Origin of the sequence: Pseudomonas putida (assembly GCF_002906855.1) — a bacterium.
In the GTDB taxonomy this organism is placed as follows: Bacteria; Pseudomonadota; Gammaproteobacteria; order Pseudomonadales; family Pseudomonadaceae; genus Aquipseudomonas; species Aquipseudomonas putida_N.
Genome location: NZ_MINI01000038.1, coordinates 1,506,406 through 1,533,402, shown reverse-complemented (window position 1 = coordinate 1,533,402; position 26,997 = coordinate 1,506,406). Strand labels below are relative to the sequence as shown.

Sequence of the window (26,997 nt, the reverse complement as noted above, 5' to 3'; positions counted from 1 at the left end):
ATGCCAAAGTGCCCAGCAAGGGTGCAAAGGCAGTGTTTGCTGGGCGTAAATGCCCAACGACGGGGCGAATTCCCTGAGATGTGGTGGCGGATTTCCGCCCGGTGGCGGGAAATGTACAGGGTATGTGGCGGGATTCCGCCCGGGCGGCAGATCAATCGAGGTGCAAGGTGATGCAGAAGGCGGCCCCGCCCAGCGCGGATTCATCCAGCGTCAGCTCGGCGCCATAGCTGTCGACGATGTCCTTGACCACCGCCAGGCCAATGCCCTGCCCCGGATGTTGCCGGTCTAGCCGTTCACCGCGTTCGAGAATTCGTTCACGCTGGTCAGCCGGCACCCCGGGGCCGTCGTCCTCGACGCACAGTGTCAGCGTGCCGCGCCCCTCCTGCAGGCTCACCCGCAGGTGCCCCAGGCTCAACCGGTAGGCGTTCTCCAGCAGATTGCCCAGCAGCTCCAGCAACGCACCCTGCTCGATCGGCACATGCGACTGCGCAGGCACATCCAGCTCGACCTCCACCCGCTTGTCGCGATAGACCTTGGCCAAGGTGCTGCACAAGCTCTCCAGCACCGGCAGCAGCAATACGCTGTGGCGCACCAGGCCGCTCTTGCGCAGGCTGGCTCGCTGCAGCTGGTAATCGATCTGCTGGCTCATGCGCTCGATCTGGCTCTGCAGCACCTGTGCCTGTTCGCGTTCGCCAGCACGCTGCTGCATGCTCTCGCCCACGCCCTGCAACACTGCCAGCGGGGTCTTCAGGCTGTGTGCCAGGTCGCCTAGTGAATCGCGATAGCGGGTGCGCTGCTCGCGTTCGCTGCTCAGCAACCGGTTCAGCGAGCGTGTCAGGCGCAGCAATTCGCGGGGGTGCTCGCCGCTGAGGCCATCACGTGCGCCGGACTCCACCTCATCCAGCTCAAGGCTCAGCCGACGTAATGAGCGCAATCCCCAGGTCAGGCCGGCCCAGAGCAGTGCCAGCAAGGCCAGCAGGGCCGCACCAAAACCTAGGTAAAGCTTTTCGCGCAGACCATTGAGCGTGGCCTTGTATTCACTCACTGGCTGCAGCGCCACGATGCTGTAGGCCGCGCTCTGGCCACCGAGCAGTTTGATCTCGACGTCATAGACGAAGAACTCTTCGCCATCCTCCTGGTGGATACGGGCGAACTCGTTACCACGCCCGTCGTAGCGCGGGCGGTAATTGATGTGCCGATCGGCGGTGGCGCGCGAGCGCCAGACCAGGTTGCCGTCACGGTCGAAGATGTAGCCCAGCAGGCCGGTGTATGGCAGGTTGTAGCGCTCGTCCGGCAGCAGCTCGGGCATCAGCAACTGGCCATGCTCGATGCGCGCCGCGGAGATCAGCGTGGTCACGTCCGACGCCAGGCGCTGCTCGATCGACTCCTGCAGGGCGAGGCTGAATGCCTTCTGCAGCGCCGGCAACAGCGCCAGCATGAACAGCAGCGCCAGCACCGCTGCCGCGAGCATCAGGCGTACCCGCAGCGAGCGGATCATCTGCAGCGCTCGGTGAACAGATAGCCGAGACCGCGCACCGTGTCGATCGGCTTGAAGCCGCTCTCACCCTCGAGCTTGCGACGCAGGCGACCGACCAGCACCTCGATGACGTTGGGGTCGCGTTCCTCGTCGCCGGGATAGAGCTGCTCCATCAGGCGGTCCTTGGCCACCACTTGCTGGTGATGACGCATGAGGTACTCGAGGATGCGGTACTCATAGGCCGTCAGTGCCAGCGGCTGCTCATCCAGGGTTGCCTGTTTGCGATTGAGGTCCAGCACCAGGGGGCCGGCGGCAATGGTCGACTGGGTGAAACCGCTGGAACGACGCAGCAAGGCGTTCAGGCGCGCTTCGAGCTCCTCGAACTGGAACGGCTTGACCAGATAGTCGTCGGCACCGGCTGCCAGGCCTTCGACCTTGTCCTGCCAGTTGCCACGGGCGGTGAGAATGAGGATGGGGAAGGTCTTGCCCTGGCTGCGCAGGCGGCCGATCAGCTCGAGACCGCTGATGCCAGGCAGGCCCAGGTCGACAATGGCCAGGTCGAAATGGAAGTGCTCGGCCTGGTACAGCGCTTCTTCGGCATTGGCCACGGCTTCGACCACATGGCCGCTTTCACCCAGGCGCGTGTGGAGGTGGTGCCGCAGCAGGGCTTCGTCCTCGACCACCAGCAATTTCATGTAGCACTCCTATTTATGTATTGCCTGTGCTGGCCTCTTCGCGGGACAAGCCCGCTCCTACAGGGATCGCACAGGTTCGAAGGCTGTGCAATCCCTGTAGGAGCGGGCTTGTCCCGCGAAAGGGCCGGCACAGGATAACCCGGCTCGCCGGTCAGAACTTGTAGCTGGCTGCCAGGTAGGTCTGTGCACTGCTGGTCAGGCGCAGGGTGCCTTCCTTCGGCCCGCCACTGGCGCCCACCTCCGTTGCAGCATTGGTACGCAGGTAACGGTAGCCCAGCTCGACCGAAGCCTGGTCGGTGATGTCCTGGATAACGCCGGCCTGCAAGCCGTAGGCATAGCCATAGTCGGTATCACGGCTGGCCCCTGGCGAATCCTGGGTCAGCTTGGTCATGCCCAGGCTGCCACCGCCGAACAGCTTGGTGGTATCCCCCACCGGCAGGAGCAGGTCGTAGCTGCCGAGCAGGTTTTCCTGGCGCAACTTGTAGCCACTGTGGTCGCCGGAAACGTTGTCGTAGGTCAGGTAGTAGCGTGCCTGATCATTGATCTTGCCCAGGCGCACGCCCCAGGTATCATCCTTGCCGATGATGCCGTCGGCGTTCAGGTGGTCGGTGTTGCTCTGCAGCAGTCCGGACTTGCGGACCTTGTCGCTGGTCTGCCCGTACGTGAAGCTGGCGAAAGTATCTTCGGCCGCCTGGGCAGAGGTCATGCCAGCGGCGCAAACGGCCATGGCAGCGAGCAGGGTGTTGAAGGTTTTCATGGCTTCTTACTCCAGTTGAATGCGCTGTTGCGGTCTGGAAGCTAGAGTAAGCAAGGTGCCCTGAACCGCGACTGAACCCTGGCTGAACCGCGGCTGAACGATCTGTTGAACAAGGAGTAGTGAACATGCGTGCCCTGCTGGCCCTGACCCTGATGTGCAGCGCCGCCCTCGCCCAAGCGGCGGTGCAGACCCGCGAGATCCGTTACCAAGATGCCGACGGCACCGCGCTGATGGGCTATTACGCCTACGACGATGCCGTGAAGGGCGAGCGCCCGGGTGTGCTGGTAGTGCACGAATGGTGGGGGCTGAACGACTATGCCAAACGCCGTGCGCGCGATCTTGCCGGGCTGGGCTACAGCGCGCTGGCCATCGACATGTATGGCGAAGGCAAGCACACCGAGCACCCGCAGGACGCCCAGGCATTCATGGCCGCGGCGATGAAGGACCCGAAAGCGGCGGCCAGGCGCTTCGACGCGGGGCTCGACCTGCTGAAGAAACAACCCTATACCGACAAGCACAAGCTCGGCGCGGTGGGCTACTGCTTCGGCGGCAAGGTGGTGCTGGATGCCGCACGCCGGGGCGCGCGGCTGGATGGCGTGGTGAGTTTCCACGGCGCACTGGCCACCCAGACACCGGTCACCGAGCCTGGCGTGGTGCGGGCCTACCTGCTGGTCGAACACGGGGCGGACGACAGCATGGTCACCCCGCAGCAGGTGGACGCCTTCAAGAAAGAGATGGATGCAGCCAAGGTCAACTACCAGTTCGTCAGCATTCCGGGCGCCAAGCATGGTTTCACCAACCCGGATGCAGACCGGCTGAGCCATGGCGATCATGGCGGGCCTGACATTGGCTACAACGAGGCAGCAGACAAGAGCTCGTGGGCAGACATGCAGGCGTTCTTCAAGCAGGTATTCAAGTAGAGAGCGCTGGGGCCGCTGTGCGGCCACCATCTCCCACATGAGACTCCCGGCTGGCACAATACCGGTCATGAACACACTCCCCGCCTGCTGCGCCCCGCTCCAGCATCACTGGCCCCTGCCCCGCCCGCTGCCCGGCGCGGTGCTGGTCAGTTGCGCCTTCGACCCCGCCCACCTGGCCGCCGATGACTTCCAGCGCGCCGGTATCGTACCCAGCGCCAGCCTGCAACGCTCGGTGGCCAAGCGCCAGGCCGAGTACCTGGCCGGCCGTGTCTGCGCCCGTGCCGCGCTGCTGCGCCTGGATGGCCGCGACTACGTCCCTGGCACCCATGAGGACCGCTCACCGATCTGGCCCGCGGATATCCACGGCTCGATCACCCATGGCAAAGGCTGGGCCGCCGCTGTGGTCGCTGCCGATGGGGCCTGCCGCAGCCTGGGCCTGGACCAGGAAGCGCTGCTGGAAGATGAGCGCGCCGAGCGGCTGATGGGCGAGATCCTGACGCCTGCCGAACGCGAGCGCCTGGACCGCAGCCAGCTGGGCCTGACGGTCACCCTGACCTTCTCGCTCAAGGAAAGCCTGTTCAAGGCGCTCTACCCACTGACCCGGCAGCGCTTCTATTTCGAGCACGCCGAGGTGCTGGAATGGTCAGTCGATGGCCTGGCGCGCCTGCGCCTTCTCACCGACCTGTCACCCGAATGGCGACACGGCGCCGAAGTCGAAGGCCAGTTCTGCTTGCAAGACGGCCACCTGCTCAGCCTGATCAGCGTCTGAGCCCTACTGCGGCGCCTGCTCACGCGGCCAGTTGAGGCTGAAGCAGGCCCCGCCCAGCGCCTCGCTGCGCCCTACCGTGGCGCGGCCGGCATGCCAGTAGATGATCCGCCGCACGATCGACAGGCCCAGGCCATGCCCACCAGAAGCGCGGGTGCGGCTGTCGTCGAGCCGGGTGAAGGGGGTGAAGATGCGATCCCAGAAACCCTCGGGGATGCCCGGGCCATCGTCTTCCACATCGATGCGGCAACGCTGCTGGCCCAGCTGGTAGCTCAAGCGTACTTCACTGCCAGCATGGCGCAGCGCATTGCTCACCAGGTTCTGCAGCGCACGATGCAGGTAACGCGGCTCGGCCTCGACCCAGCAGCCGTCGCTGGCCTGGCACGCCCCGCGCAGCAAGCGGACCTTGCTGTTGAGCGGCGCCAGCTCTTCGATCACCCGGTCGAACAGCGCATCCAGCTCGACACGCTGGAATTTCAGCGCCGGCGCGCCCTGCTCCAGGCGTGCGTAGGTCAGCATCTCGTCGACCAGCCTGTCGAGGTCCTGGATATCGCCATCCATGCCGGCCAGGTGCTTGGCGCGTGCCTGCTCGGTGGGCGCGCTTTCGATCATCTCCAGGCCAAAGCGCAAGCGTGCCACTGGCGTGCGCAGTTCGTGGGACACCGCGCGCACCAGCTCGCGTTGCATGTTAAGCGAACGCTGCAGGTGCTCGGCCATGCCATTGAACGCAGCGGCCAGGCGCCCCACCGAATCGGCATCACCGGCCGGCACGCGGGTGTCCAGGCTGCCCTGGGCGATGCGCGTGGCGGCGATTTCCATGCCTGACACGCGCCGTTCCAGCTGGCGCACCAGCAGATACACCACCAGGCCGATCAGGCACAGGCCAAGGAAGGCGATCAGGATCAACAACTGTGGCGGATAAGGGTTGAGCTGATACAGCGGGCCGATCTCCAGCACCAGTGGAGAGCCTGGCAGGCCGGCGAACACGCGGATGGAATCGCCATCGCGGCCCAGCGCCATCACCGTGTCCCCCTCCTCCACCCGGCGCCGCTGATCATCGTCCAGGCCGACCCGCTCGATGCGTTGCAAGGCGACGCCAAAGCCGAAGCCCTTGCTTTGGTTGATTTCTGCCAGGCGCTGTTGCTGCTCGGTCACCGGGTAGCGCACCAGCTCATCGGCCAGCAGGTAAAGCGTGGCACGCGCCAGCTGCTCGCTGACCTGCTTGACCTGGGCCACCAGCAACAAGTCCTCCTGGCCGACCTTGCGCAGCACCTGGGCAGCGTGCGGCCCGGTCTTCTCCACCACCACCAGGCCACGGTACAGGCGGGCGCGCTGGCCACCATCCAAAGTGCGCGCCGTCATCGGCTGCAGTTCGAGTGGCACGCCCAGCAACCGCCCCCACATCAGCAGCGAGCGCTTGCGCTCGGTTTCATTCTGCTGCGCCAGGTTGTCGGCCATCAGGCTGAACGTACCCTGGGCCAACCGCTCGCGGTGCTGGGCCGCGCGCACTTCGTTGACCAGATGCAGGCTGAGCACGCCGAGCAACGCCACCAGCACCAGCACCGCAAGCATCCCGCCGTAGATGCGCAGGAAGATCGAACGGTTCATGGGGCATCGCCGACGAACAGGTAACCCTTGCTGCGCAGCGTCTTGATCAGCCGCGGGTGGATCGGGTCGTCGCCGATCTTGGGGCGAATCCTGGAAATGCGCACATCGATGGAGCGGTCCTGGCCGTCGTAGCCGACCCCGCGCAAGGCAGTGAAGATCTGCTCGCGCGTCAGCACCCGCCCGGCGTTGCTGGCCAGCAGCCAGAGCAGGTCGAATTCAGCACCGGTGAGGTCGATCTGCTGCGCGTCGAGCCAGGCTTCACGCAGGCGGTTGTCGATGCGCAGCGGCCCGAAGGCCAGGTCGTGGCGTTTGTTGTCGGGGCCTTCGCTGCGCCGCAGCAGGGCCTGGATCCGCGCCAGCAGCAAGCGCGGCCGCACCGGCTTGCACACATAGTCGTCGGCCCCAAGGTCCAGGCCCTGGACCTGATCGAGTTCGTCGCTACGGGCCGTCAGCATCAGAATCGGGCCGGGATACTGGCCACGCACGCGGCGGCAGATGCTCAGGCCGTCTTCACCGGGGAGCATCAGATCGAGAATCACCAGGTCCGGCTGGCTGTCGACAATGCGGCGCGCGGCGCGGGCGCCATCGCCCTCCACGGCGACCTCGTAGCCGTTGGCCTGCAAGTATTCGGCAGTGAGCTCGGCCAGGCGCTGGTCGTCTTCGACGATGAGGATGCGGTTGCTGGGTTGGTCCATGGCCCCTGCCTTTGAATTGTTGTTTTACTGTCGGTACCGGCCTTTAACCAAAAGGCAACATCACCCCCGGATACTACGTGCCGCCCGTCGGCACTGCCAACCCGCCCGACGGCAGCCTCGACTGAACCGATTTTTGTGGTAGGGTTCGCGCCCGAAAAATTCTGCCTGGGGGCAGCGACCGAGAGAAAAATAGTGCACGCCACTTGGCACTAGGCCTACAGCGATTACCCACTATTCACTCACAAAGTACGCACAAGTTATCCACAGGCGGTCGCCTTGCAAAGACCCCTGTACCGCATTATCTTGTATCCCCAGCACAGCAAACCACTAGATGTTGGGTTTCAGTCACCATCGCCAAGCATGAGTCAGCAGAAAAATTCAAGCGGTTTTTCTGGCAGAACTCGTCGTGGTTTCATCGATCCAACCGCTCCTAGCGGATACTGAACAGCCTGCTCTGGCTCACCCCAGGGCATTTGACTTCGGCCAGGGAGCGGCAAGGTTCTTGCCCCCATTTCCTGATCTGTCCCGAAGTCGGTACGCCCGAGCGGGTGGATGCGCGTGCATGACGCATCCTCGCCAAGGCCATCGAGCAAGTGGACGGAACGGTGGGCGCCCCAAAGGCGCCTGAACACTATAGAAACTGTGGAGACACCCACCCATGCAAACCGACACAACTCGCGAGAACCCGCAGGCCAAGGCGCCGCAGGCCGCCGATTCCAACCAGGATCTGGCCGCCACCGCCCCAGGCCAACTGCGCGTGATCAAGCGCAACGGCACTGTCGTCCCCTACACCGACGACAAGATCACCGTGGCCATCACCAAGGCGTTCCTCGCAGTTGAAGGCGGCACCGCCGCTGCCTCGTCGCGCATCCACGACACCGTCGCGCGCCTGACCGAGCAGGTCACTGCCACGTTCAAGCGTCGCATGCCATCGGGTGGCACCATCCACATCGAAGAAATCCAGGACCAGGTCGAACTGGCCCTGATGCGTGCCGGCGAGCAGAAAGTCGCCCGTGACTACGTGATCTACCGCGACCAGCGCGCCAAGGAGCGTGCCACCCGCGCCCACACCGACGCCGTGGTCGAGCCGCACCCAAGCATCCGCATCACCCTGGCCGACGGCAGCCTGGCGCCGCTGGACATGGCGCGCCTGAACACCATCATCAGCGAAGCCTGCGAAGGCCTGGCCGAAGTCGATGGCGACCTGATCCAGCGCGAAACCCTGAAGAACCTGTACGACGGCGTGGCCATCAAGGACGTCAACACCGCCCTGGTGATGACCGCCCGTACCCTGGTCGAGCGTGAGCCGAACTACTCGTTCGTCACCGCCCGCCTGCTGATGGACACCCTGCGTGCCGAAGGCCTGGGCTTCCTCAACGTCGCCGACAGCGCCACCCACCACGAGATGGCCGACCTGTACGCCAAGGCCCTGCCGGCCTATGTCGCCAAAGGTATCGAGTTCGAGCTGCTGAACCCGGCACTGGCCGACTTCGACCTGGAAAAACTGGGCAAGGCGATCAACCACGAGCGCGACCAGCAGTTCACCTACCTGGGCCTGCAGACCCTGTACGACCGCTACTTCATCCACAAGGATGGCGTGCGCTTCGAGCTGCCACAGGTGTTCTTCATGCGTGTGGCTATGGGCCTGGCGCTGGAAGAAAAAGACAAAGAAGCCCGTGCGATCGAGTTCTACAACCTGCTCTCGTCGTTCGACTACATGGCTTCGACTCCGACTCTGTTCAACGCCGGTACCCTGCGTCCACAGCTGTCGAGCTGCTACCTGACCACCGTACCGGACGACCTGTCGGGCATCTACCACGCGATCCACGACAACGCCATGCTGTCGAAATTCGCCGGTGGCCTGGGCAACGACTGGACCCCTGTGCGTGCACTGGGCTCCTACATCAAGGGCACCAACGGTAAATCCCAGGGCGTCGTGCCGTTCCTGAAAGTGGTCAACGACACCGCCGTCGCCGTGAACCAGGGTGGCAAGCGCAAAGGCGCCGTGTGTGCCTACCTGGAAACCTGGCACCTGGACATCGAAGAATTCATCGAGCTGCGCAAGAACACCGGTGATGACCGTCGTCGTACCCACGACATGAACACCGCCAACTGGATCCCTGACCTGTTCATGAAGCGCGTCTTCGATGACGGCAAGTGGACCCTGTTCTCGCCATCGGAAGTGCCTGATCTGCACGACCTGACCGGCAAGGCCTTCGAAGAGCGCTACGAGTACTACGAAGCCCTGACCGAGTACAACAAGATCAAGGTGTTCAAGACCATCCAGGCCAAAGACCTGTGGCGCAAGATGCTGTCGATGCTGTTCGAGACCGGCCACCCGTGGCTGACCTTCAAGGACCCGTGCAACCTGCGTTCGCCGCAGCAGCACGTGGGCGTGGTGCACAGCTCGAACCTGTGCACCGAGATCACCCTGAACACCAACAAGGACGAGATCGCGGTCTGCAACCTGGGCTCGATCAACCTGCCGAACCACATCGTCGACGGCAAGCTGGACACCGCCAAGCTGCAACGCACCGTGAACACCGCCGTGCGCATGCTCGACAACGTGATCGACATCAACTACTACTCGGTGCCGCAAGCGCGTAACTCGAACTTCAAGCACCGTCCGGTCGGCCTGGGCATCATGGGCTTCCAGGACGCGCTGTACCTGCAGCACATCCCGTACGGCTCCGACGCTGCCGTCGAGTTCGCCGACAAGTCGATGGAAGCGGTCAGCTACTACGCGATCCAGGCCTCCTGCGACCTGGCCGACGAACGTGGCGCCTACGAGACCTTCCAGGGTTCGCTGTGGTCCAAGGGCATCCTGCCGCTGGATTCGCAACAGATCCTGATCGAGGCCCGTGGCCAGAAGTACATCGACGTCAACCTGGAAGAGTCGCTGGACTGGGCGCCGGTCCGTGCCCGCGTGCAGAAAGGCATTCGTAACTCGAACATCATGGCCATCGCGCCAACCGCGACCATCGCCAACATCACCGGCGTGTCGCAGTCGATCGAGCCGACCTACCAGAACCTGTACGTGAAATCGAACCTGTCGGGCGAGTTCACCGTGATCAACCCGTACCTGGTCCGCGACCTGAAGGCCCGCGGCCTGTGGGACTCGGTCATGATCAACGACCTGAAGTACTACGACGGTTCGGTGCAGCAGATCGAGCGTATCCCGCAAGAACTGAAAGACCTGTACGCCACTGCGTTCGAAGTCGAAACCAAGTGGATCGTCGACGCCGCCTCGCGTCGCCAGAAGTGGATCGACCAGGCTCAGTCGCTGAACCTGTACATCGCCGGCGCCTCGGGCAAGAAGCTGGACGTGACCTACCGCATGGCCTGGTACCGTGGTCTGAAGACCACCTACTACCTCCGTGCCCTGGCCGCGACCAGCACCGAGAAGTCGACCATCAACACCGGCAAGCTCAACGCCGTTTCCAGCGGCGGCGACAGCGCCCCGATCCAGGCAGCCGGCCCAGCGCCAGTGCCAAAGGCCTGCGCGATCGACGAGCCTGACTGCGAAGCCTGCCAGTAAGGCTTGAATGCCGCGAGGGGCGCCCACGGGTGCCCCTTGCGGCATTTTTGTATCCGCGTCCCCGAGAAACCTTGCCCTTTGCCCAGCGCTCGCGCAGCTGGGTAAAAAAACAGGACCTCTCAAAAAAGGACGCAAGCCCATGGCGCGGAAAAAAGTGGCATCTCGCAAGATCGGTCGCAATGCTGAAACCGGCCGTTTCACCACGGTCGAACAAGCGCGCAAGCACCCCAAGACACACATTGTCGAAACACTGCGCTCGACTCGCTAGCTGCGAATTGGCGCGCACCCTCATGAGCGCGCCAACACCACATGATGTATGAAATAAATTAAAAGGCACAATATGTAGTGCCTTTTGCTTTTTACCGCTACACTCCCTCCTCATAGCAAACGATGTAAACCCGGTGAACGGACGCATGCATTTTCGGTCGGAAAAGTTACCTTCGCCCGCAAGACACGCGCCCCGATCCAAGGCGAATTCCGGTATACTTCGCCCCCTCTGAAAAGGGCACCCATTCAAGTCCCTGGCCCCTCCCCGAGGCCTGGCCAGGCACGAACCAGATGTAACGAGAGTCAGCCTCTCGAGCTGTCCATTCGCCGTAACGGCCTTGCGTCAGGCATCACATTCTTAAAATCCAACCGGTTGCCCCAGGGCAACCCTCAAGCAGGAGCCAATCACCATGCTGAGCTGGGACGAATTCGACAAGGAAGACGGCGAAGTAGCCGCCAAAGGCAACACCCCTGCGCAGGCCACTGCCGCCGCCACCCTCGACAAGCTCGACAGCGCCGGCGGTGCCGCCGCCCTGGAAGCCCGTGCTGCCACCGCTGCCGACTCCGACGCAGTGAAGCGCGCCAAGGCCGCCCTCGACGCCCTCGACATCGCCGAAGGCCTGGCCGAGCTGGAAGGCTCCTCGGCCCGTGTCGCCGTTGACGAAAAGCGCATGATCAACTGCCGCGCCGACCTCAACCAACTGGTACCGTTCAAGTACGACTGGGCCTGGCAGAAGTACCTCGACGGCTGCGCCAACCACTGGATGCCGCAAGAGGTCAACATGACCGCCGACATCGCCCTGTGGAAGAGCATGGACGGCCTGACCGAAGACGAGCGCCGCATCGTCATGCGCAACCTCGGCTTCTTCTCCACCGCCGACTCCCTGGTTGCCAACAACCTGGCCCTGGCCGTGTACCGCCTGATCACCAACCCGGAATGCCGCCAGTACATCCTGCGCCAGGCCTTCGAAGAGGCGATCCACACCCACGCCTACCAGTACTGCATCGAGTCGCTGGGCATGGATGAAGGCGAGATCTTCAACATGTACCACGAGATCCCGTCGGTCGCGAAGAAAGCCGCCTGGGGCCTGAAATACACGCGCGCCATCTCCGACCCGGAATTCAACACCGGTACTGTCGAGACCGACAAAGAGCTGCTGCGCAACCTGATCGCCTACTACTGCGTACTGGAAGGCATCTTCTTCTACTGCGGCTTCACCCAGATCCTGTCGATGGGCCGCCGCAACAAGATGACCGGCGTCGCCGAGCAGTTCCAGTACATCCTGCGCGACGAGTCGATGCACCTGAACTTCGGTATCGACGTGATCAACCAGATCAAGATCGAGAACCCGCATCTGTGGGACGCGGCGATGAAGGAAGAAGCGACCCAGATGATCCTGCAAGGGACCCAGCTGGAGATCGAATACGCCCGCGACACCATGCCACGCGGCGTGCTGGGCATGAACGCAGCCATGATGGAGGACTACCTCAAGTTCATCGCCAACCGTCGCCTGACCCAGATTGGCCTGAAGGAAGAGTACCCAGGGACTACCAACCCGTTCCCTTGGATGAGCGAGATCATGGACTTGAAGAAGGAGAAGAACTTCTTCGAGACGCGTGTGATTGAGTATCAGACCGGTGGGGCGCTGAGCTGGGACTGATCTCAATACCGATATAAAATCATCTAACCCCGCAATAGCGGGGTTTTTTAGCAGCGTTAAACTTGAAGTACAGCTAAAGCAATAAGGACCGAGAGCTTCGCAAGTGGTTTGAGAAAGACTTCTCCAATGCGCACTTAAGAAGAATAAGAGTCGTGACTGGAAGCATAAGGGCGTTTCCAATCTCGACATATCAATTGATTTTCCAATTACTGCAATTGCAGGCCGCAACGGCTCAGGAAAATCGACTGTACTCGCCCTGGCTTGTTGCGCATTCCACAATCTAAAAACCGGATTCAAAACATCCAACCGAAAACAAACTTATTACACATATGCTGATTTTTCATTCAGCACATTGAAGAGGTGTCTCCCGAAGGCATCACTATCGGATACGACATTACCCACAACAACTGGAACTTATCAAACGGAAACAAAGAAAAAATAAGAATCGGCCCGCAAGTTCGTCTCAAGACAAGCCGTCCGCGAGGCGCTTTCACAGCTGGTTCAGGCTGGTAAACTGGAGCGGATCGTACGAGGCATATATATGCGGCCGAAGCTGAGCCCATTGCAGGCAAGGTGAGACCGAGCCCCACGACGGTGATGTGCCTGCTTGGATGCGAAAGGTTGTCTGCGAAGCAAGCATCAGACAGGGAGAACAGCACGCCGAATGAAGATCACTAAAGTCGCTGGGCCGCCTTCCGATAAACCTCATCGCGCTCTCGGCGATCAACGGCCACCACAAACTCCAAGCGGTAGCCACTGCTGCGAAGCTTTATCTTGTAGCAATCGGGCAGCGAGCTGAGCCGATTAGCCTCCACCCGCGGGTTCAGCAGAACCTCGGCCAGCTTCTTCTTGAACTGCTGACGAACCGTATCACCGAGCTTCTTCCACTCTTTCATCGCACGTGAATCGAAGTCGAGGCTATAGGTCATCCAGCTGCACCCTCACGCGCTGCGGGGAGGCAAGTCGCTCTCTCACAATCGCGATCAGGTCTTCGTCTTCCTCAGTCATCAGCACGGGTCGAAAAGGTAGCTTGCCTCGTTCGGCCACGTATTGCAGTGCCTGGCGCATGAGCTCGGACGGGGTTACGCCTAGCCGCTCTAGTTCCTGATAGGCGCGGGCTTTGAGTTCGTCATCGACGCGGATATTGATGGACGCCATGGGATGGCCCTCTTGGTAAAGACATTCGTCATTACAATGCGCTTATCTTTGCCATTGCGCAACTGCTGTCCGTCTTTCAGAAATCCACGAATGACGGGACTGCATGGCACCGGCTCCGCCGGTGTTCGCGGGGCAAGCCCGCTCCCACAGGGATCGCGCGCCGTTTTTTAGAAATGAGCAAGACAGAATCTCCCACACTGCTCGGCGCTAGGGCCGAGGTTGTACATGGCTAAAGACAACGAAAAAAGGCGCCATCGGCGCCTTCATCGTAGTAGTGAAACAGATTCGGACACCACTTCGGCTCTCGCCTCGGCCCGCCTTGCGCGAGCACCCTTTGCGACATGACTTGTTGCAATTTGTTCAGCGGTAAACGTGAATGATGCGAAAAGGGCCGCAAAGCGGCCCTTTTCGCGGCGCAAGGCCGCTCCCACAAAAAACGCGTTATTCAGGCAAGGCAAACGCCATCACGTAGTCCCCTTGCTTGGTGCCCAGCGAGCCATGCCCGCCAGCCATCACCAGCACATACTGGCGCCCGTCCTTGCCGGTGTAGGTCATCGGCGTGGTCTGCGCGCCTGCCGGCAGGCGCCCTTCCCAGAGCACCTTGCCGTCGCGCACGTCATAGGCACGCAGGTACTGGTCGAGGGTGCCACTGAGGAACGCCAGGCCACTGGCGGTCATGAAGGTCCCGCCCAGGCTCGGCACACCCATGGTCAGCGGGATCGGGACCGGCGAGCTGTCCCGCACGGTGCCGTTCTTGTGCTTCCAGATCACCTTGTGCGTGGTCAGGTCCACGGCTGCCACGTAGCCCCAGGACGGCGCCTGGCACGGCAGCCCCATCGGCGACAGGAAGGCGCCCATGATCACCCCGTATGGCGCGCCCTTGTTCGGCTGGATACCTTCGGTTTCGCTCTTGCGCGCAGGCTGGCTGGCGATCTTGGAAGCTGGAATCAGCTGGGACTTGAAGGCCATGTAGCTGGGGTTGACGAAGGCGATCTGGCGCACCGGGTCGACGGAAATGCCACCCCAGTCGAACACGCCGAAGTTGCCCGGGTACACCAGCGAGCCCTGCAGCGACGGTGGGGTGAAGATGCCGTCATAACGCATCGAACGGAAGTCGATGCGGCAGAGCATCTGGTCGAACGGCGTCACGCCCCACATGTCGCGCTCGTGCAAGGTCGGCGGCATGAAGTTGAGCTCGGACATCGGCTGGGTCGCAGAGGTATGGTCGCCTTCCACTGCCCCCTGGGGAACGGGCGTTTCGTGGATCGGCACCAGCGGCTGGCCGTTGCTGCGATCGAGCACGTAGATGCTGCCCTGCTTGGTCGAAGCCATGACCGCAGGTTTAACCCCGTCGGCAGTCTTGATGTCGATCAGGCTCGGCTGGCCGCCGACGTCCATGTCCCACAGGTCATGGTGGGTGAACTGGTAGTTCCAGCGCACCTTGCCGGTGGCGATGTCCAAGGCCACCAGGCCGGCACTGAACTTCTCGGCTTCCGGCGTGCGGTTACCCCCCCACTGGTCGGGCATCTGGTTGCCCATGGGCAGGTACAGCAGGCCAAGTTTTTCGTCGGCGCTGATCACCGACCACACATTCGGCGAGTTGCGCGTGTAGAACTGGCCGTCAGCGATCGGCGCGGTGGCATCGGGCTTGCCGCTGTCCCAGTTCCACACCAGCTGGCCGGTGATGGCGTCATAGGCGCGCACCACACCGGACGGCTCGTCGGTGGAGACGTTGTCGGTGACGTGGCCGCCGAGGATCAGCAGGCCCCCGGCCACGGTGGGTGGTGAGGTGGAATAGTAGCCACCGGCGGTAAAGGTGCCGATGTTGCGAGTCAGGTCGACCTGGCCGTTGTCGCCGAAGCCTTCGCACTGCTTGCCGGTATCGGCATCCAGGGCGATCAGGCGGGTGTCGGCGGTGGGCACGTAGACCCGCTTGGCGCAGGCTTGACCTTCGGCAGGGCTCGCTTGCGACTTGGCGGTGTCGAAATAGGCCACGCCGCGACACGTCATGTGCGCCCAGCCCTTGAAGTTGGCTGCGTTCTGGGTGCTGAGCTTGGGATCGAAGCGCCACAGTTCCTTGCCGCTGTCCGGGTCCAAGGCGATCACCTGGCTGTGCGGGGTGCACACGTAGAGCTTGCCGTTGACCTTGAGCGGGGTGTTTTCCGCGGTGGTTTCGCCCGGGTCATTGGGGCCGGGAATGTCGCCGGTGCGGTAGGTCCAGGCCAGCTTGAGCTTGCCGACGTTCTCCGGGGTGATCTGCTTGAGTGGCGAGTAACGGTCGCCGAATTCCGTACGGCCGTAAGACTGCCAGTCACCGTCGGGCATTGTCGGTGCGGTGTTCGTGGTGCCAGCGGTGTCGCGATCGAGATGACCGACGATGGTGTTGGGGTTGGTGAACTGGCTGGCCAGGGCCATCAGCCCCGCCGCCACCACGCCCACGCCCAGCACCCCGGTCCCTAGCGGATACGGCTCACCGAGGGTCAGCGGCCTGCGCAACCAGGGCAACAGCAGCACCAGGCCCAGGACGAACCAGAGGGCCAGGCGCGGCACCAGCTGCCACCAGTCCAGGCCCACTTCCATCAGTGACCACAGGGTGGTCAGCAGCAGCACGATGCCATACACGCTCAACGCCTCGCGGCGCACGGCCAGCAGCAGGCCAGCGGTGATCAGGATGCCGATGCCGGCCAAGAGGTAATACAGCGAGCCGCCGAGGCCCATCAGCTTGATGCCGCCGGCCACCAGGGCCAGGCCCATCAGCAGAAAGAGCACGCCTAGCAGCCTGGGCAGCAAGGGTGAGGGTTGCGAAGCACGGGTAGTGCTCATGGGTGAATTCTCCGTTTCATTGGACTGAATCGATTAGCCATTCAGGAACGAAGAATAGTATTACGAAATGATTCTGCGACTAACCGTCGCAGCAAAATGAGTCCATTGCCGCAAATGTAACAATATTTGCCCACGTCATAGTATGACTCATGTTTTTTCAAGACCTTGATCTAGAGCGCTCGGAGGCGATGTTTCACTTGACGCCTCTGGCTGATTGCGATTTTCAGCGTTGACAGTGTATTTCCCGCTTGATAAAAAACGCCGCAGTTGTACGACAACACATAACAAAAACAACATAGCGGACGAACTCCATGTCGAAAATTTGCCACAAGGCTCTCCCCTTCGCGCTGTTCGGTGCCGGCCTGCTTACCGGTGCACCGGGCGTCAGCCAAGCCGAAGGTTTCGTCGATGACAGCAAGGCCGTACTGGGCCTGCGCAACTTCTACATCAACCGCAATTTCACCAACCCCAGCAACCCGCAGAGCAAGGCCGAAGAGTGGACCCAGAGCTTCATTCTCGATGCCCGCTCCGGCTTCACCCAGGGGCCGGTGGGGTTTGGCGTGGATGTGCTGGGGCTATGGTCGGTGAAACTCGACGGTGGTGGCGGCACCTATGGCACCGCGCTGCTGCCGCGCCATGACGATGGGCGGCCGGCAGATGACTACGGTCGCCTCGCCGTGGCGGGCAAGGCACGTATTTCCAAGACCGAACTGAAGATTGGCGAATGGATGCCGGTGCTGCCGATCCTGCGCTCGGACGATGGCCGCTCGCTGCCGCAGACCTTCCGCGGCGGCCAGGTGACCTCCAACGAAATTGCCGGGCTGACCCTCTACGGTGGCCAGTTCCGTGGCAACAGCCCGCGCAACGACGCAAGCATGGAAGACATGAGTTACGGCGGCGGCGTGTCGGACCGCTTCAACTTTGTCGGCGGCGAATACAAGTTCAACCAGGACCGCACCCTGGTCGGGCTGTGGAACGCGGTGCTCAAGGATGTTTACGAGCAGCAGTACCTGCAACTGAGCCACAGCCAGCCGCTGGGCGACTGGACCCTCGGCGCCAACCTGGGCTACTTCCACGGTGGCGAGGACGGCTCGGAACGCGCCGGCAAGCTGGACAACAAGACCTACTCGGGCATGTTCTCGGCCAAGTACGGCGGCAACACCTTCTGGGTCGGGCTGCAGAAGGTCGATGGCGATACCTGGATGCGGGTCAACGGCACCAGCGGCGGAACCCTGGCCAACGACAGCTACAACTCCAGTTTCGACAATGCCGAAGAGCGCTCGTGGCAGGTGCGCCATGACTTCAACTTCGTGACGCTCGGGGTACCGGGGCTGACCTTGATGAACCGCTATATCAGTGGCCGCGATGTGCATTCCGGGGTGGTGACCGACGGCAAGGAGTGGGTGCGCGAGTCGGAACTGGCCTATGTGATCCAGAGCGGGCCGTTCAAGGATCTGAGCGTGAAGTGGCGCAACTCGACCATTCGCCGCGATTACAGCAGCAACGAGTTCGATGAGAACCGGTTGATCTTCAACTATCCCCTGTCGTTGCTGTAACGCTCCCACAGGGATCGCGCCAGCTTTTAAAAATCGAGCAGCATTGACAACCCCGGAAACCGCTGCCGATAATCAGCAAAGTCATACGACAACTTACAACAATCACAAGTAGAGCCGCCATGACCACCACCCCCTTCAAGCGCCTGCTGCTCACCGGAGCCGCAGGCGGCCTGGGCAAGGTGCTTCGCCAACGCCTCAATGGCTGCGCCGAAGTCCTGCGCCTTTCCGACATCGCGCCGATGGCTCCCGCCACCGGCCCCCATGAAGAAATCATCCCTTGCGACCTGGCCGACAAGGCTGCGGTCCATGCCCTGGTCGAAGGCGTCGACGCCATCGTCCACTTCGGTGGCGTGTCCACCGAGCATTCTTTCGAAGAGATCCTCGGCCCCAACATCTGCGGCGTCTTCCACATCTACGAAGCCGCACGCAAGCACGGGGTAAGGCGCATCATCTTCGCCAGCTCCAACCATGTGATCGGTTTCTACCGCCAGGATCAGACAATCGACGCCCATGCCCTGCGCCGGCCCGACAGCTACTACGGCTTGTCCAAGTGCTATGGCGAGGATGTCGCCAGCTTCTACTTCGACCGCTACGGCATCGAGACCGTCAGCATCCGTATCGGCTCCTCGTTCGACGAGCCACAGAACCCACGCATGCTCAGCACCTGGCTGAGCTACGACGACCTCACCCAGCTGATCGAGCGCGGCCTGTTCACCGCCGATGTCGGCCACACCGTGGTCTACGGCGCTTCCGACAACCGTACCGTCTGGTGGGACAACCGCCATGCCGCGCACCTGGGCTACCAGCCCAAGGACAGTTCGGAAGTATTCCGCGCCGCGGTAGAGGCCAAACCTGCGCCTGCAGCCGACGACCCGAGCATGGTCTACCAGGGTGGCGCCTTCGTCGCTGCCGGCCCATTCAACTGAGACTGCCCTGCCAAGAGGCTCCAGCATGCACTGCGAACTGATCGTCGACGCCCGCAACGGCACCGGTGAAAGCCCGGTGTGGCACCCCAGCGAACAAGCCCTGTACTGGGTCGACATCCCGGCCCGCCAGCTGCACCGCTGGCAGGACGGCGCCCATCAGGTCTGGCAAGGCGACGAGATGCTCGCCTGCATCGCCCGTACCGAGCAGGGTTGGGTCGCCGGCATGCAGAGCGGCATCTTCCAGCTGCAGGCCCAGGCCGACGGCAGCCTCGACAGCCGCCTGTTCGCCGCAGTCGAACACCCGCAACACGGCATGCGCTTCAACGATGGCCGCTGCGACCGCCAGGGCCGTTTCTGGGCCGGCAGCATGCTCATGGACATGCAGCAAGGTGCCCACGTCGGCGCGCTGTACCGGGTCGATGGCGAAGGCCAGTTGCGCCAGCAGCTCAAGGACATGATCGTGCCCAACGGCTTGGCCTTCAGCCCGGACGGCGCACGCATGTACCTGTCCGACTCGCACCCCAACGTGCAGAAGATCTGGACTTTCGATTACGACATCGACAGCGGCACGCCGCACAACCAACGGCTGTTCGTCGACATGCGCGCCTTCCCCGGCCGCCCCGACGGCGCCGCCATCGACGCAGACGGCTGCTACTGGATCTGCGGCAACGACGCCGGGCAGATCCACCGATTCACCCCCGACGGTCGCCTCGACCGCTCGCTCAGCGTGCCGGTGAAGAAGCCGGCGATGTGCGCCTTCGGCGGCGCCAACCTCGACACCTTGTTTGTCACCTCGATCCGCCCTGCAGGCAACGACCTCAGCGATCAGCCCCTGGCCGGTGGTGTGTTCGCCCTGCGCCCCGGCGTCCAGGGCCTGGAGGAACCTGCCTGGCGCGGCTGACCACGGCTCACGCAACATCGCAGCATCCAACACTCACGCGCGAAACCAGATAATAAAAACCACGGAGTTTCACCATGACCTTCAAACGCAAGCTGCTTCTTGCCGCACTCCCGTTCGCTTTCAGCCTGTCGCTGCCGGCCTCGGCACTCGACATCAAGTTTGCCGAGATCCACCCGGCCGGTTACCCGACCGTGGTCGCCGAACAGAACATGGGCAAGAAGCTCGAACAGGCCAGCAATGGCGAAATCACCTTCAAGATGTTCCCTGGCGGCGTGCTCGGCTCGGAGAAGGAAGTGATCGAGCAGGCACAGATCGGTGCGGTGCAGATGACCCGCGTCAGCCTCGGCATCGTCGGCCCGGTGGTGCCGGACGTGAACGTGTTCAACATGCCGTTCGTGTTCCGCGACCATGAGCACATGCGCAAGATCATCGACGGCGATATCGGCCAGGAAATCCTCGACAAGATCACCAATTCCGAATTCAACCTGGTCGCGCTGGCGTGGATGGATGGCGGCTCGCGCAGCCTCTACACCAAGAAACCGGTGCGCAGCCTTGAAGACCTCAAGGGTATGAAGATCCGCGTGCAGGGCAACCCGCTGTTCATCGACATGATGAATGCCATGGGCGGCAACGGCATCGCCATGGACACCGGCGAGATCTTCAGCGCCCTGCAGACCGGAGTGATCGACGGCGCCGAGAACAACCCGCCGACCCTGCTCGAACACAACCACTACCAGAGCGCCAAGTACTTCACCCTGACCAATCACCTGATCTTGCCGGAGCCAGTGGTGATGTCCAAGACCACCTGGAACAAGCTTTCGTCCGAGCAGCAGGCCCTGGTAAAGAAAGTCGCCCGCGAAGCGCAGATGGAAGAACGCGCACTGTGGGACGCCAAGTCCGCCGCCAGCGAAGAGAAGCTCAAGGCAGCCGGAGTCGAGTTCATCACCGTCGACACCAAGCCGTTCTACGACGCCACCGCCCCGGTGCGCGAGAAGTACGGTGCGCAGTACGCCGACCTGATGAAGCGTATCGACGCAGTCCAGTAATCCCGGCCCTCCTCGCAAATGACCTCGGCAGTGCGATACCCGTCGCCCTGCCGCTTTGGTGATGCCTATGAAAATGCTTTTCCTGAGCGTCAACGACACGCTCTACCGCGCCTGCATCTGGGTTGCCGGCCTGTCGGTGCTGAGCATGTCGCTGATCATTCCCTGGGGCATCTTTGCCCGCTACGTGCTCGGCACCGGCGCCAGCTGGCCGGAGCCGGTCGCGATCCTGCTGATGGTGCTGTTCACCTTCATCGGCGCCGCTGCCAGTTACCGCGCCGGCGCGCACATGGCGGTGGCGATGGTCACCGACCGCCTGCCAGCACCGCTGCGCCGCCTGGTGGCGGTGTTCACCCAGCTGTTGATGGTTGGCGTCTGTGTGTTCATGACCTGGTACGGCTTCAAGCTGTGCATTACCACCTGGAACCAGTACATGGCCTCGCTGCCCAGCGTTCGGGTGGGCATGAGCTATGCGCCGATCCCGATCGGCGGCGTGCTGACGCTGATCTTCGTGCTGGAGAAACTCCTGCTAGGCGATCAGAGCCAGCGCAAGGTGGTGCAGTACGACCTGGTGGAAGAAAACGAGGGGGCGGCGTAAATGGATGCGTTCATTCTGTTGGGCAGTTTCGTCGCGCTGATCCTGTTGGGCATGCCGGTGGCGTACGCCTTGGGCCTGTCGGCGCTGATTGGCGCCTGGTACATCGACATCCCGCTGCAGGCGATGATGATCCAGGTAGCAAGTGGGGTTAACAAGTTCTCGCTGCTGGCCATTCCGTTCTTCGTACTGGCCGGCGCGATCATGGCGGAGGGCGGCATGTCGCGGCGCCTGGTGGCATTCGCCGGGGTGCTGGTGGGCTTCGTGCGCGGCGGGCTGTCGCTGGTGAACATCACCGCGTCGACCTTCTTCGGCGCCATCTCCGGCTCGTCGGTGGCCGATACCGCGTCGGTAGGCTCGGTGCTGATCCCGGAAATGGAACGCAAGGGCTACCCGCGCGAGTTCTCCACTGCCGTGACCGTCAGCGGCTCGGTGCAGGCGCTGCTGACCCCGCCCAGCCACAACTCGGTGCTGTACTCGCTGGCAGCGGGTGGCACGGTGTCGATCGCGTCGCTGTTCATGGCCGGGGTGATGCCCGGGCTGCTACTGAGCGCGGTGATGATGGGCCTGTGCCTGATCTTCGCCAAGAAGCGCAACTACCCCAAGGGCGAGGTGATTCCGCTGCGCGAGGCGCTGAAGATCGCCGGTGAAGCGCTGTGGGGCCTGATGGCTATGGTGATCATCCTCGGCGGCATTCTGTCGGGCGTGTTCACGGCGACCGAATCGGCGGCTGTGGCGGTGGTGTGGTCGTTCTTCGTGACCATGTTCATCTACCGCGACTACAAGTGGCGCGACCTGCCCAAGCTGATGCACCGCACGGTACGGACCATCTCGATCGTGATGATCCTGATCGCCTTCGCCGCCAGCTTCGGCTACGTGATGACCCTGATGCAGATCCCGTCGAAGATCACCACCGCCTTCCTGACCCTATCGGACAACCGCTATGTGATCCTGATGTGCATCAACTTCATGCTCCTGCTGCTGGGCACGGTGATGGACATGGCGCCACTGATCCTGATCCTCACGCCGATCCTGCTGCCGGTGATCACCGGTATCGGCGTGGACCCAGTGCATTTCGGCATGATCATGCTGGTCAACCTGGGGATCGGGCTGATCACACCGCCGGTGGGTGCGGTGCTGTTCGTCGGGTCAGCGATTGGCAAGGTCAGCATCGAAGCCACGGTGAAGGCGCTGCTGCCGTTCTACGTGGCGCTGTTCCTGGTGCTGATGGCGGTGACCTACATTCCGGCCATCTCACTATGGCTGCCGAGCGTCGTCCTGTAATTCTGGTATTGGGGCTGCTTTGCAGCCCATTCGCGGGACAAGCCCGCTCCTACAGGCATCACACAAACCTGGGCATTGTGCGATCCCTGTAGGAGCGGGCTTGTACCGCGAATGGGTCGCGAAGCGGCCCCAGGTTCTTCCCTGCAAACGGATCCTGCACATGGCTGCCCCCTCTTCTGCTACAACCCTCTTCCCGCGCAAACTGGCCATTGCCCTGTTGGCCCTGCTGGCCTGCTCGTTCGCCGGCAACCACATCGCCGCACGCATCGCCTTCGACGACGACACCGGCGTGCTGCTGGCCATTCTCTGCCGCTCGGGAATCACGTTCCTGGTGCTGGCCAGCCTGGTGCTGTGGCAGCGCCAACCGCTGCGCCTGCCTTCCGGCACACGGCGCTGGCAGCTGCTACTGGGCCTGCTGATCGCGACCCAGAGCCTGTGCCTGTATTCGGCAGTGGCACGCATTCCGGTGGCCCTGGCGCTGCTGGTGGGCAATACCTTCCCCATGCTCCTGGCGCTGCTGACCTGGGCACTGGGCGGTACCCGCCCGAGCGGGCGCACGGTGTTGTTCATGGGGCTGATCCTGTGCGGCCTGGTGCTGGCGCTGGATGTTCCGGCACGCTTGGCCGACGGTGGCGATGCCAACCCGCACTGGACCTTGGGGGTGGGCCTGGCGTTCTGCGCCGCCTGCGTGTTCGCCTGCGCCCTGTGGATCACCGACCACAAGCTGGCCGCCGTGCGCGGCCCGGTGCGCAGCCTGCTGACCTTGCTGATCGTGTTCACCAGCATGCTGGTCGCCGGCATCAGCGGTGTGATGCCGGCCGGCTTGTCGTTGCCGGGCAGCGCCAGCGGCTGGATAGCGCTGGCCAGCCTGGTGGCATTGTATGGCGTTGCCTTCACCTTGCTATTCGTCTGCGTACCCAAGCTGAACATGGCGCAGAACGCACCGGTAATGAACGTCGAGCCCATCGCTACGTTGCTGCTGGGCTGGGCGTTGCTCGGCCAGCAACTCAGTAGCATGCAATTGATTGGCGGTGCCGTGGTGGTGTGCGGCATCGTCCTGTTGACCTACCGGAGGCCTTGATGAGCGTCCCCCTGTTGCACCTGCAAGACCGACTTACCCGCCTGAGCATCGCCCCCGACCTGGGTGCCAGCCTGGTCAACTGGCAAGCCAGCGCCAATGGGCAAGCGTTGCTGCGCCCCGCCGACGAAGCCGCCCTGGCCAGCGGCAGCCCGCGGCGCCTGGGCTGCTACCCGTTGGCGCCGTGGTCCAACCGCATCGCCGAGGGCGGCTTCCAGCGCCCTGATGGCTGGCTGGCCCTGGCTCCGAACACCGGGCATGACCCCTACCCGATCCACGGCAGTGCCTGGCAGCAACCCTGGCAGGTTGAGCAGCACAGCGAACACCACGCCCGCCTGAGGCTCGACAGCACAATACCGTTTGCCTACCGGGCAACGCTGGATGTGCACCTGCACGAGGGCTGCCTGAGCCTCGACCTGCAGGTGACGCATCTGGATTCGCCGGCCACCTGGTATGGACTGGGGCTGCATCCTTACTTCCCGCGCCATCCCGATACGCGATTGCATGCTCAAGCGCGCACCGTGTGGCTGGCGGAGAATGGCCCGTTGCCGTCACGGCAAGCCGAGATACCTGATCACTGGAATTTCACCTGCGCACGTAGATTGCCAAAAACGGTGGTCGACCATGCCTTCAGCGAATGGCCCGGCAACTGCGTGATCGAGCAACCGGGCGCGGGGTATCGGCTGGTGTGCAGCGCCAGCGGCGCTGAGCATTTTCTATTGTTCTGCCCGCATGAGCAGCCGTTCTTCTGTTTCGAGCCGGTCAGCCACCCGATCAATGCACATCATCTGCCGGGAAGACCGGGCCTGAGACTGTTGCAGAAAGGCGAAGCAACCAGCCTGGGATTCAGGATGCAGTATCAGGCATTGTGACTACCTGATAATGGGGCTGCTTTGCAGCCCCATTCACCTCGCGTGCGACCTTCCACACCAGCACCGCCGCCACGATATCGAACGCCGCCAGCACCACGAACAGCGGGCTGTAGCCAATCTGCGTGACCAGAATGCCAAACACCAGGGTAAACACCGCCGCCCCCAGATAACCACACATGCCGCCCATGCCGGTCGCGGTCGCCACCTGGTCCTTGCTGAAGGAATCCGAGGTGATCGAGTACAGCGCCCCCGATAAAGTCTGGTGGGCAAAGCCGCCTATGCACAGTAGCAGGATCGCCGTGTACGGGCTTTCGACCAGGCCGATGCAGGCCGGGCCGATCATGCAGCTGGCGCCGAACACCAGCACCATCTTGCGCGAGGTGAACAGCGAAACCTTGAAGTAACGATGGAACATCGGGCTCAGGTAACCACCGAGCACGCAGCCGATGTCGGCAGCGAGGAACGGCAACCAGGCGAACATCGCCACTTCCTTGATGTTCATGTGCCGCTCGGTCATCAGGTACAGCGGAATCCAGGCGTTGAAGGTCTGCCAGGCCGGCTCGGAGAGGATGCGTGCCGAAGCGATGGCGTAGAAGTTGCGGGTCTTGAAGATGCGCCTCCAAGCCCCCTTCTCGCGCTTCTCGGCCTTGAAGTGAGCTTCCTGGCCGGACAGGATGTAGTCACGTTCCTCGTTACTCAGGCGCTTCTGATCACGCGGGTGCTTGTACAGCAGCATCCACAGCAAGGTCCACAGCACACCGGACACGCCGACGATGACAAACGCCAGCTGCCAGCCACTGTGCAGGATCGCCCAGACCACCAGCGGTGGCGCCAGCAATGCCCCCAGCGACGAACCGATGTTGAACCAGCCAATGGCGACCGAGCGTTCTTTGGCTGGGAACCATTCAGTGGTGGCCTTGACCCCGGCCGGCAAGCCGGCGGCCTCGGTCATGCCCAGCAACCCGCGCAGGAACGCCATGCTCTGCCAACCGCTGGCCAGGGCGGCCCCCGCACAGGCCAGCGACCAGGCCAGGGCGAACACGGCAAAGCCCAGTTTGGTGCCGACGAAATCAATGAGCCAGCCAGCGATCGGCTGCATGAGCGCATAGCACATCTGCCAGGTCGCGACGATCTTGGCGTATTGCTCGGTGGTGATGGAGAGGTCGGTCATCAGCGTGGGGGCTGCCACCGAGAGGGTGTTGCGGGCGAGGTAGTTGACGACGAGCCCGGCCGTGACAAGGCTGACCATCCACCAACGGATGCCTTTGATCTTCATTGTTCACCTGAATCTTGTTTTTAGAGTGACGGGTGATCTGCCTCACGCGCCGGCAGGGCGAAATGAGACAAATTGTTTCAGGTGAAGAGTGCCATGTCATAGGTCGTCGTACAACAGCAAATGTTATTGGTCAGCAAAATGGGAGGAAATCATTGAGAATGAAGAAAACCCAGTTTTGTTGTACGATCTCAACGATCAATCCAATTGCCGAGCCCGCAGGTCCCGCGCCAGCATGTCGATGAACGATCGCACTTTGGCCGAGCCGTACTTGCTCTCGCGGTGCAAGACATGGATCGGCCAGGGGGCCTCCTCGTATTCGGCAAGAATGACCTGCAACTGGCCGCTGGCCAGTTCATCGACTATCTGATACGACAGCAGCCGGGCGATGCCCAACCCGCTCACTGCCGCAGCGATCGCACCATCGTTGCTGGTGACCGTCAGCCGCGGTTTCATGCGCACCAGGGTCGGTTCGTCGGCCAGGCCGAAGCGCCAGCCGGCGCGCGGCGAGAGGTTGGTGGTGGCGATCACTGCATGGTCCGGCAAGTCCGAAGGATGCTGCGGCTCGCCCACGCGTGCGAGGTAGTCGGGCGATGCGCACAGCATCCGCCGCACCCGGCCCACACGCAGCGCCTTGAGGCCGGAGTCGGGCAGCGGCCCGATGCGCACGGCCACGTCCATGCCCTCCTCGACCATGTTCACCACGCGGTCGAGAAAGTACGCCGACACATCGACCTCGGGGTATTGCTGCAAGTAACGCACGATGCAAGGCATGACGAACTTCTTGCCGAACAGGATCGGCGCGGTGATCGCCAGCTCACCTTTGGGCGTGGCGTTGATACCGGCCGCGGCTTCATTGGCTTCATGGATGCTTGCGAGGATATGCCGGGTGTCTTCCAGGTAGCGGCTGCCCGCCTCGGTCAGGCGCACGCTACGGGTGGTACGCAACAGCAGCTTGACCCCGATCTGCTCTTCGAGGGCGCTGACGGCACGGGTGACAGCGGCAGGTGAGATGTCCAGGCGACGGGCGGCCGCGGCGAAGCTTTCCAGCTCGCCGACAGCGACGAACACCTTCATCAGGTGGATCTGGTCCATGCGGGTTCC

Annotated in this window: 23 protein-coding genes; 13 read left to right on the top strand and 10 right to left on the bottom strand. The window is 62.7% G+C overall.

All coding sequences use genetic code 11. From position 1 onward, the window contains the following. Window positions 1–151 precede the first annotated feature (151 nt). The 3 genes from BGP85_RS19725 to BGP85_RS19715 form a co-directional block, all read right to left on the bottom strand. Window positions 152–1,498 carry an ATP-binding protein gene (locus BGP85_RS19725; protein WP_103449489.1) on the bottom strand — a complete coding sequence of 449 codons (1,347 nt, stop codon included), beginning with the start codon at window positions 1,496–1,498 and terminating at the stop codon, window positions 152–154. Then, a complete protein-coding gene (locus BGP85_RS19720) occupies window positions 1,495–2,172 on the bottom strand; it encodes a response regulator (protein ID WP_103449488.1) in 678 nt (225 codons plus the stop codon). The genes BGP85_RS19725 and BGP85_RS19720 overlap by 4 nt, the downstream gene beginning before the upstream one ends. A gap of 151 nt (window positions 2,173–2,323) precedes the next feature. Continuing rightward, the gene (locus BGP85_RS19715; protein WP_103449487.1) at window positions 2,324–2,929 is read right to left on the bottom strand and encodes an outer membrane protein; all 606 of its coding nucleotides are present in this window, start codon (window positions 2,927–2,929) and stop codon (window positions 2,324–2,326) included. 125 nt (window positions 2,930–3,054) lie between these two features. On the opposite strand from BGP85_RS19715, the gene BGP85_RS19710 reads away from it, so the two are divergent. Then, a complete protein-coding gene (locus tag BGP85_RS19710) occupies window positions 3,055–3,849 on the top strand; it encodes a dienelactone hydrolase family protein (protein WP_103449486.1) in 795 nt (264 codons plus the stop codon). Window positions 3,850–3,916: 67 nt separating this feature from the next. Further along, window positions 3,917–4,618, top strand: a complete 702-nt coding sequence (locus BGP85_RS19705) for a 4'-phosphopantetheinyl transferase family protein (RefSeq protein ID WP_103449485.1) — start codon at window positions 3,917–3,919, stop codon at window positions 4,616–4,618. Between the two features lie 3 nt (window positions 4,619–4,621). Here the strand turns inward: BGP85_RS19705 and BGP85_RS19700 are convergent, their stop codons facing one another. Further along, complete coding sequence (locus BGP85_RS19700) at window positions 4,622–6,223, bottom strand: ATP-binding protein (protein WP_103449484.1); 1,602 nt, start codon at window positions 6,221–6,223, stop codon at window positions 4,622–4,624. Further along, window positions 6,220–6,918, bottom strand: a complete 699-nt coding sequence (locus BGP85_RS19695) for a response regulator transcription factor (RefSeq protein WP_103449483.1) — start codon at window positions 6,916–6,918, stop codon at window positions 6,220–6,222. Before BGP85_RS19695 ends, BGP85_RS19700 begins: the two co-directional genes overlap by 4 nt. Before the next feature lie 658 nt (window positions 6,919–7,576). Here BGP85_RS19695 and BGP85_RS19690 point away from each other — a divergent pair. The 3 genes from BGP85_RS19690 to BGP85_RS29640 all read left to right on the top strand — a co-directional run bounded on the left by BGP85_RS19690 (window position 7,577) and on the right by BGP85_RS29640 (window position 12,826). Next, entirely contained in the window at window positions 7,577–10,456 is a 2,880-nt protein-coding gene (locus BGP85_RS19690; protein ID WP_103449482.1) for a ribonucleoside-diphosphate reductase subunit alpha, read from the top strand. Window positions 10,457–11,133: 677 nt separating this feature from the next. Beyond that, a complete protein-coding gene (locus BGP85_RS19685; protein WP_027918055.1) occupies window positions 11,134–12,384 on the top strand; it encodes a ribonucleotide-diphosphate reductase subunit beta in 1,251 nt (416 codons plus the stop codon). 187 nt (window positions 12,385–12,571) lie between these two features. Then, window positions 12,572–12,826 carry a hypothetical protein gene (locus BGP85_RS29640; RefSeq protein WP_146048992.1) on the top strand — a complete coding sequence of 85 codons (255 nt, stop codon included), beginning with the start codon at window positions 12,572–12,574 and terminating at the stop codon, window positions 12,824–12,826. Between the two features lie 232 nt (window positions 12,827–13,058). On the opposite strand, the gene BGP85_RS19680 is transcribed toward BGP85_RS29640, so the two are convergent. The 3 genes from BGP85_RS19680 to BGP85_RS19670 all read right to left on the bottom strand — a co-directional run bounded on the left by BGP85_RS19680 (window position 13,059) and on the right by BGP85_RS19670 (window position 16,365). Next, window positions 13,059–13,313 (bottom strand): type II toxin-antitoxin system RelE family toxin, encoded by a 255-nt coding sequence (locus BGP85_RS19680; RefSeq protein ID WP_103449481.1) that lies wholly within the window; start codon window positions 13,311–13,313, stop codon window positions 13,059–13,061. After that, window positions 13,303–13,542 carry a type II toxin-antitoxin system RelB/DinJ family antitoxin gene (locus BGP85_RS19675; RefSeq protein WP_103449480.1) on the bottom strand — a complete coding sequence of 80 codons (240 nt, stop codon included), beginning with the start codon at window positions 13,540–13,542 and terminating at the stop codon, window positions 13,303–13,305. Before BGP85_RS19675 ends, BGP85_RS19680 begins: the two co-directional genes overlap by 11 nt. Window positions 13,543–13,983: 441 nt before the next feature. Then, window positions 13,984–16,365 (bottom strand): glucose/quinate/shikimate family membrane-bound PQQ-dependent dehydrogenase, encoded by a 2,382-nt coding sequence (locus BGP85_RS19670; protein WP_103449479.1) that lies wholly within the window; start codon window positions 16,363–16,365, stop codon window positions 13,984–13,986. A 311-nt stretch (window positions 16,366–16,676) separates the two neighbouring features. Between BGP85_RS19670 and BGP85_RS19665 the strand changes: the two genes are divergently transcribed. From BGP85_RS19665 to BGP85_RS19630, 8 genes are all read left to right on the top strand, one after another. Next, window positions 16,677–17,921, top strand: coding sequence for an OprD family porin (locus BGP85_RS19665; protein ID WP_103449478.1), 1,245 nt, complete (start codon window positions 16,677–16,679; stop codon window positions 17,919–17,921). Window positions 17,922–18,040: 119 nt separating this feature from the next. Next, a complete protein-coding gene (locus BGP85_RS19660) occupies window positions 18,041–18,847 on the top strand; it encodes an NAD-dependent epimerase/dehydratase family protein (protein ID WP_103449477.1) in 807 nt (268 codons plus the stop codon). A gap of 25 nt (window positions 18,848–18,872) precedes the next feature. Continuing rightward, window positions 18,873–19,748: a glucurono-1,5-lactonase gene (locus BGP85_RS19655; protein WP_103449476.1), complete on the top strand. Its 876-nt coding sequence runs from the start codon at window positions 18,873–18,875 to the stop codon at window positions 19,746–19,748. A 74-nt stretch (window positions 19,749–19,822) separates the two neighbouring features. Next, window positions 19,823–20,794 (top strand): TRAP transporter substrate-binding protein, encoded by a 972-nt coding sequence (locus BGP85_RS19650; protein WP_103449475.1) that lies wholly within the window; start codon window positions 19,823–19,825, stop codon window positions 20,792–20,794. 67 nt (window positions 20,795–20,861) lie between these two features. Then, complete coding sequence (locus BGP85_RS19645; RefSeq protein ID WP_103449474.1) at window positions 20,862–21,389, top strand: TRAP transporter small permease; 528 nt, start codon at window positions 20,862–20,864, stop codon at window positions 21,387–21,389. Next, window positions 21,390–22,670, top strand: a complete 1,281-nt coding sequence (locus BGP85_RS19640) for a TRAP transporter large permease (RefSeq protein WP_103449473.1) — start codon at window positions 21,390–21,392, stop codon at window positions 22,668–22,670. Window positions 22,671–22,830: 160 nt separating this feature from the next. Then, window positions 22,831–23,751: an EamA family transporter gene (locus tag BGP85_RS19635; protein ID WP_103449472.1), complete on the top strand. Its 921-nt coding sequence runs from the start codon at window positions 22,831–22,833 to the stop codon at window positions 23,749–23,751. After that, entirely contained in the window at window positions 23,751–24,620 is an 870-nt protein-coding gene (locus tag BGP85_RS19630; RefSeq protein WP_103449471.1) for an aldose 1-epimerase, read from the top strand. The genes BGP85_RS19635 and BGP85_RS19630 overlap by 1 nt, the downstream gene beginning before the upstream one ends. Here the strand turns inward: BGP85_RS19630 and BGP85_RS19625 are convergent. Next, window positions 24,595–25,896 (bottom strand): MFS transporter, encoded by a 1,302-nt coding sequence (locus BGP85_RS19625; protein ID WP_103449470.1) that lies wholly within the window; start codon window positions 25,894–25,896, stop codon window positions 24,595–24,597. The two genes, BGP85_RS19630 and BGP85_RS19625, sit on opposite strands and share 26 nt — an antisense overlap. A 195-nt stretch (window positions 25,897–26,091) precedes the next feature. After that, a complete protein-coding gene (locus tag BGP85_RS19620; RefSeq protein WP_103449469.1) occupies window positions 26,092–26,988 on the bottom strand; it encodes a LysR family transcriptional regulator in 897 nt (298 codons plus the stop codon). Between the last annotated feature and the right edge of the window lie 9 nt (window positions 26,989–26,997).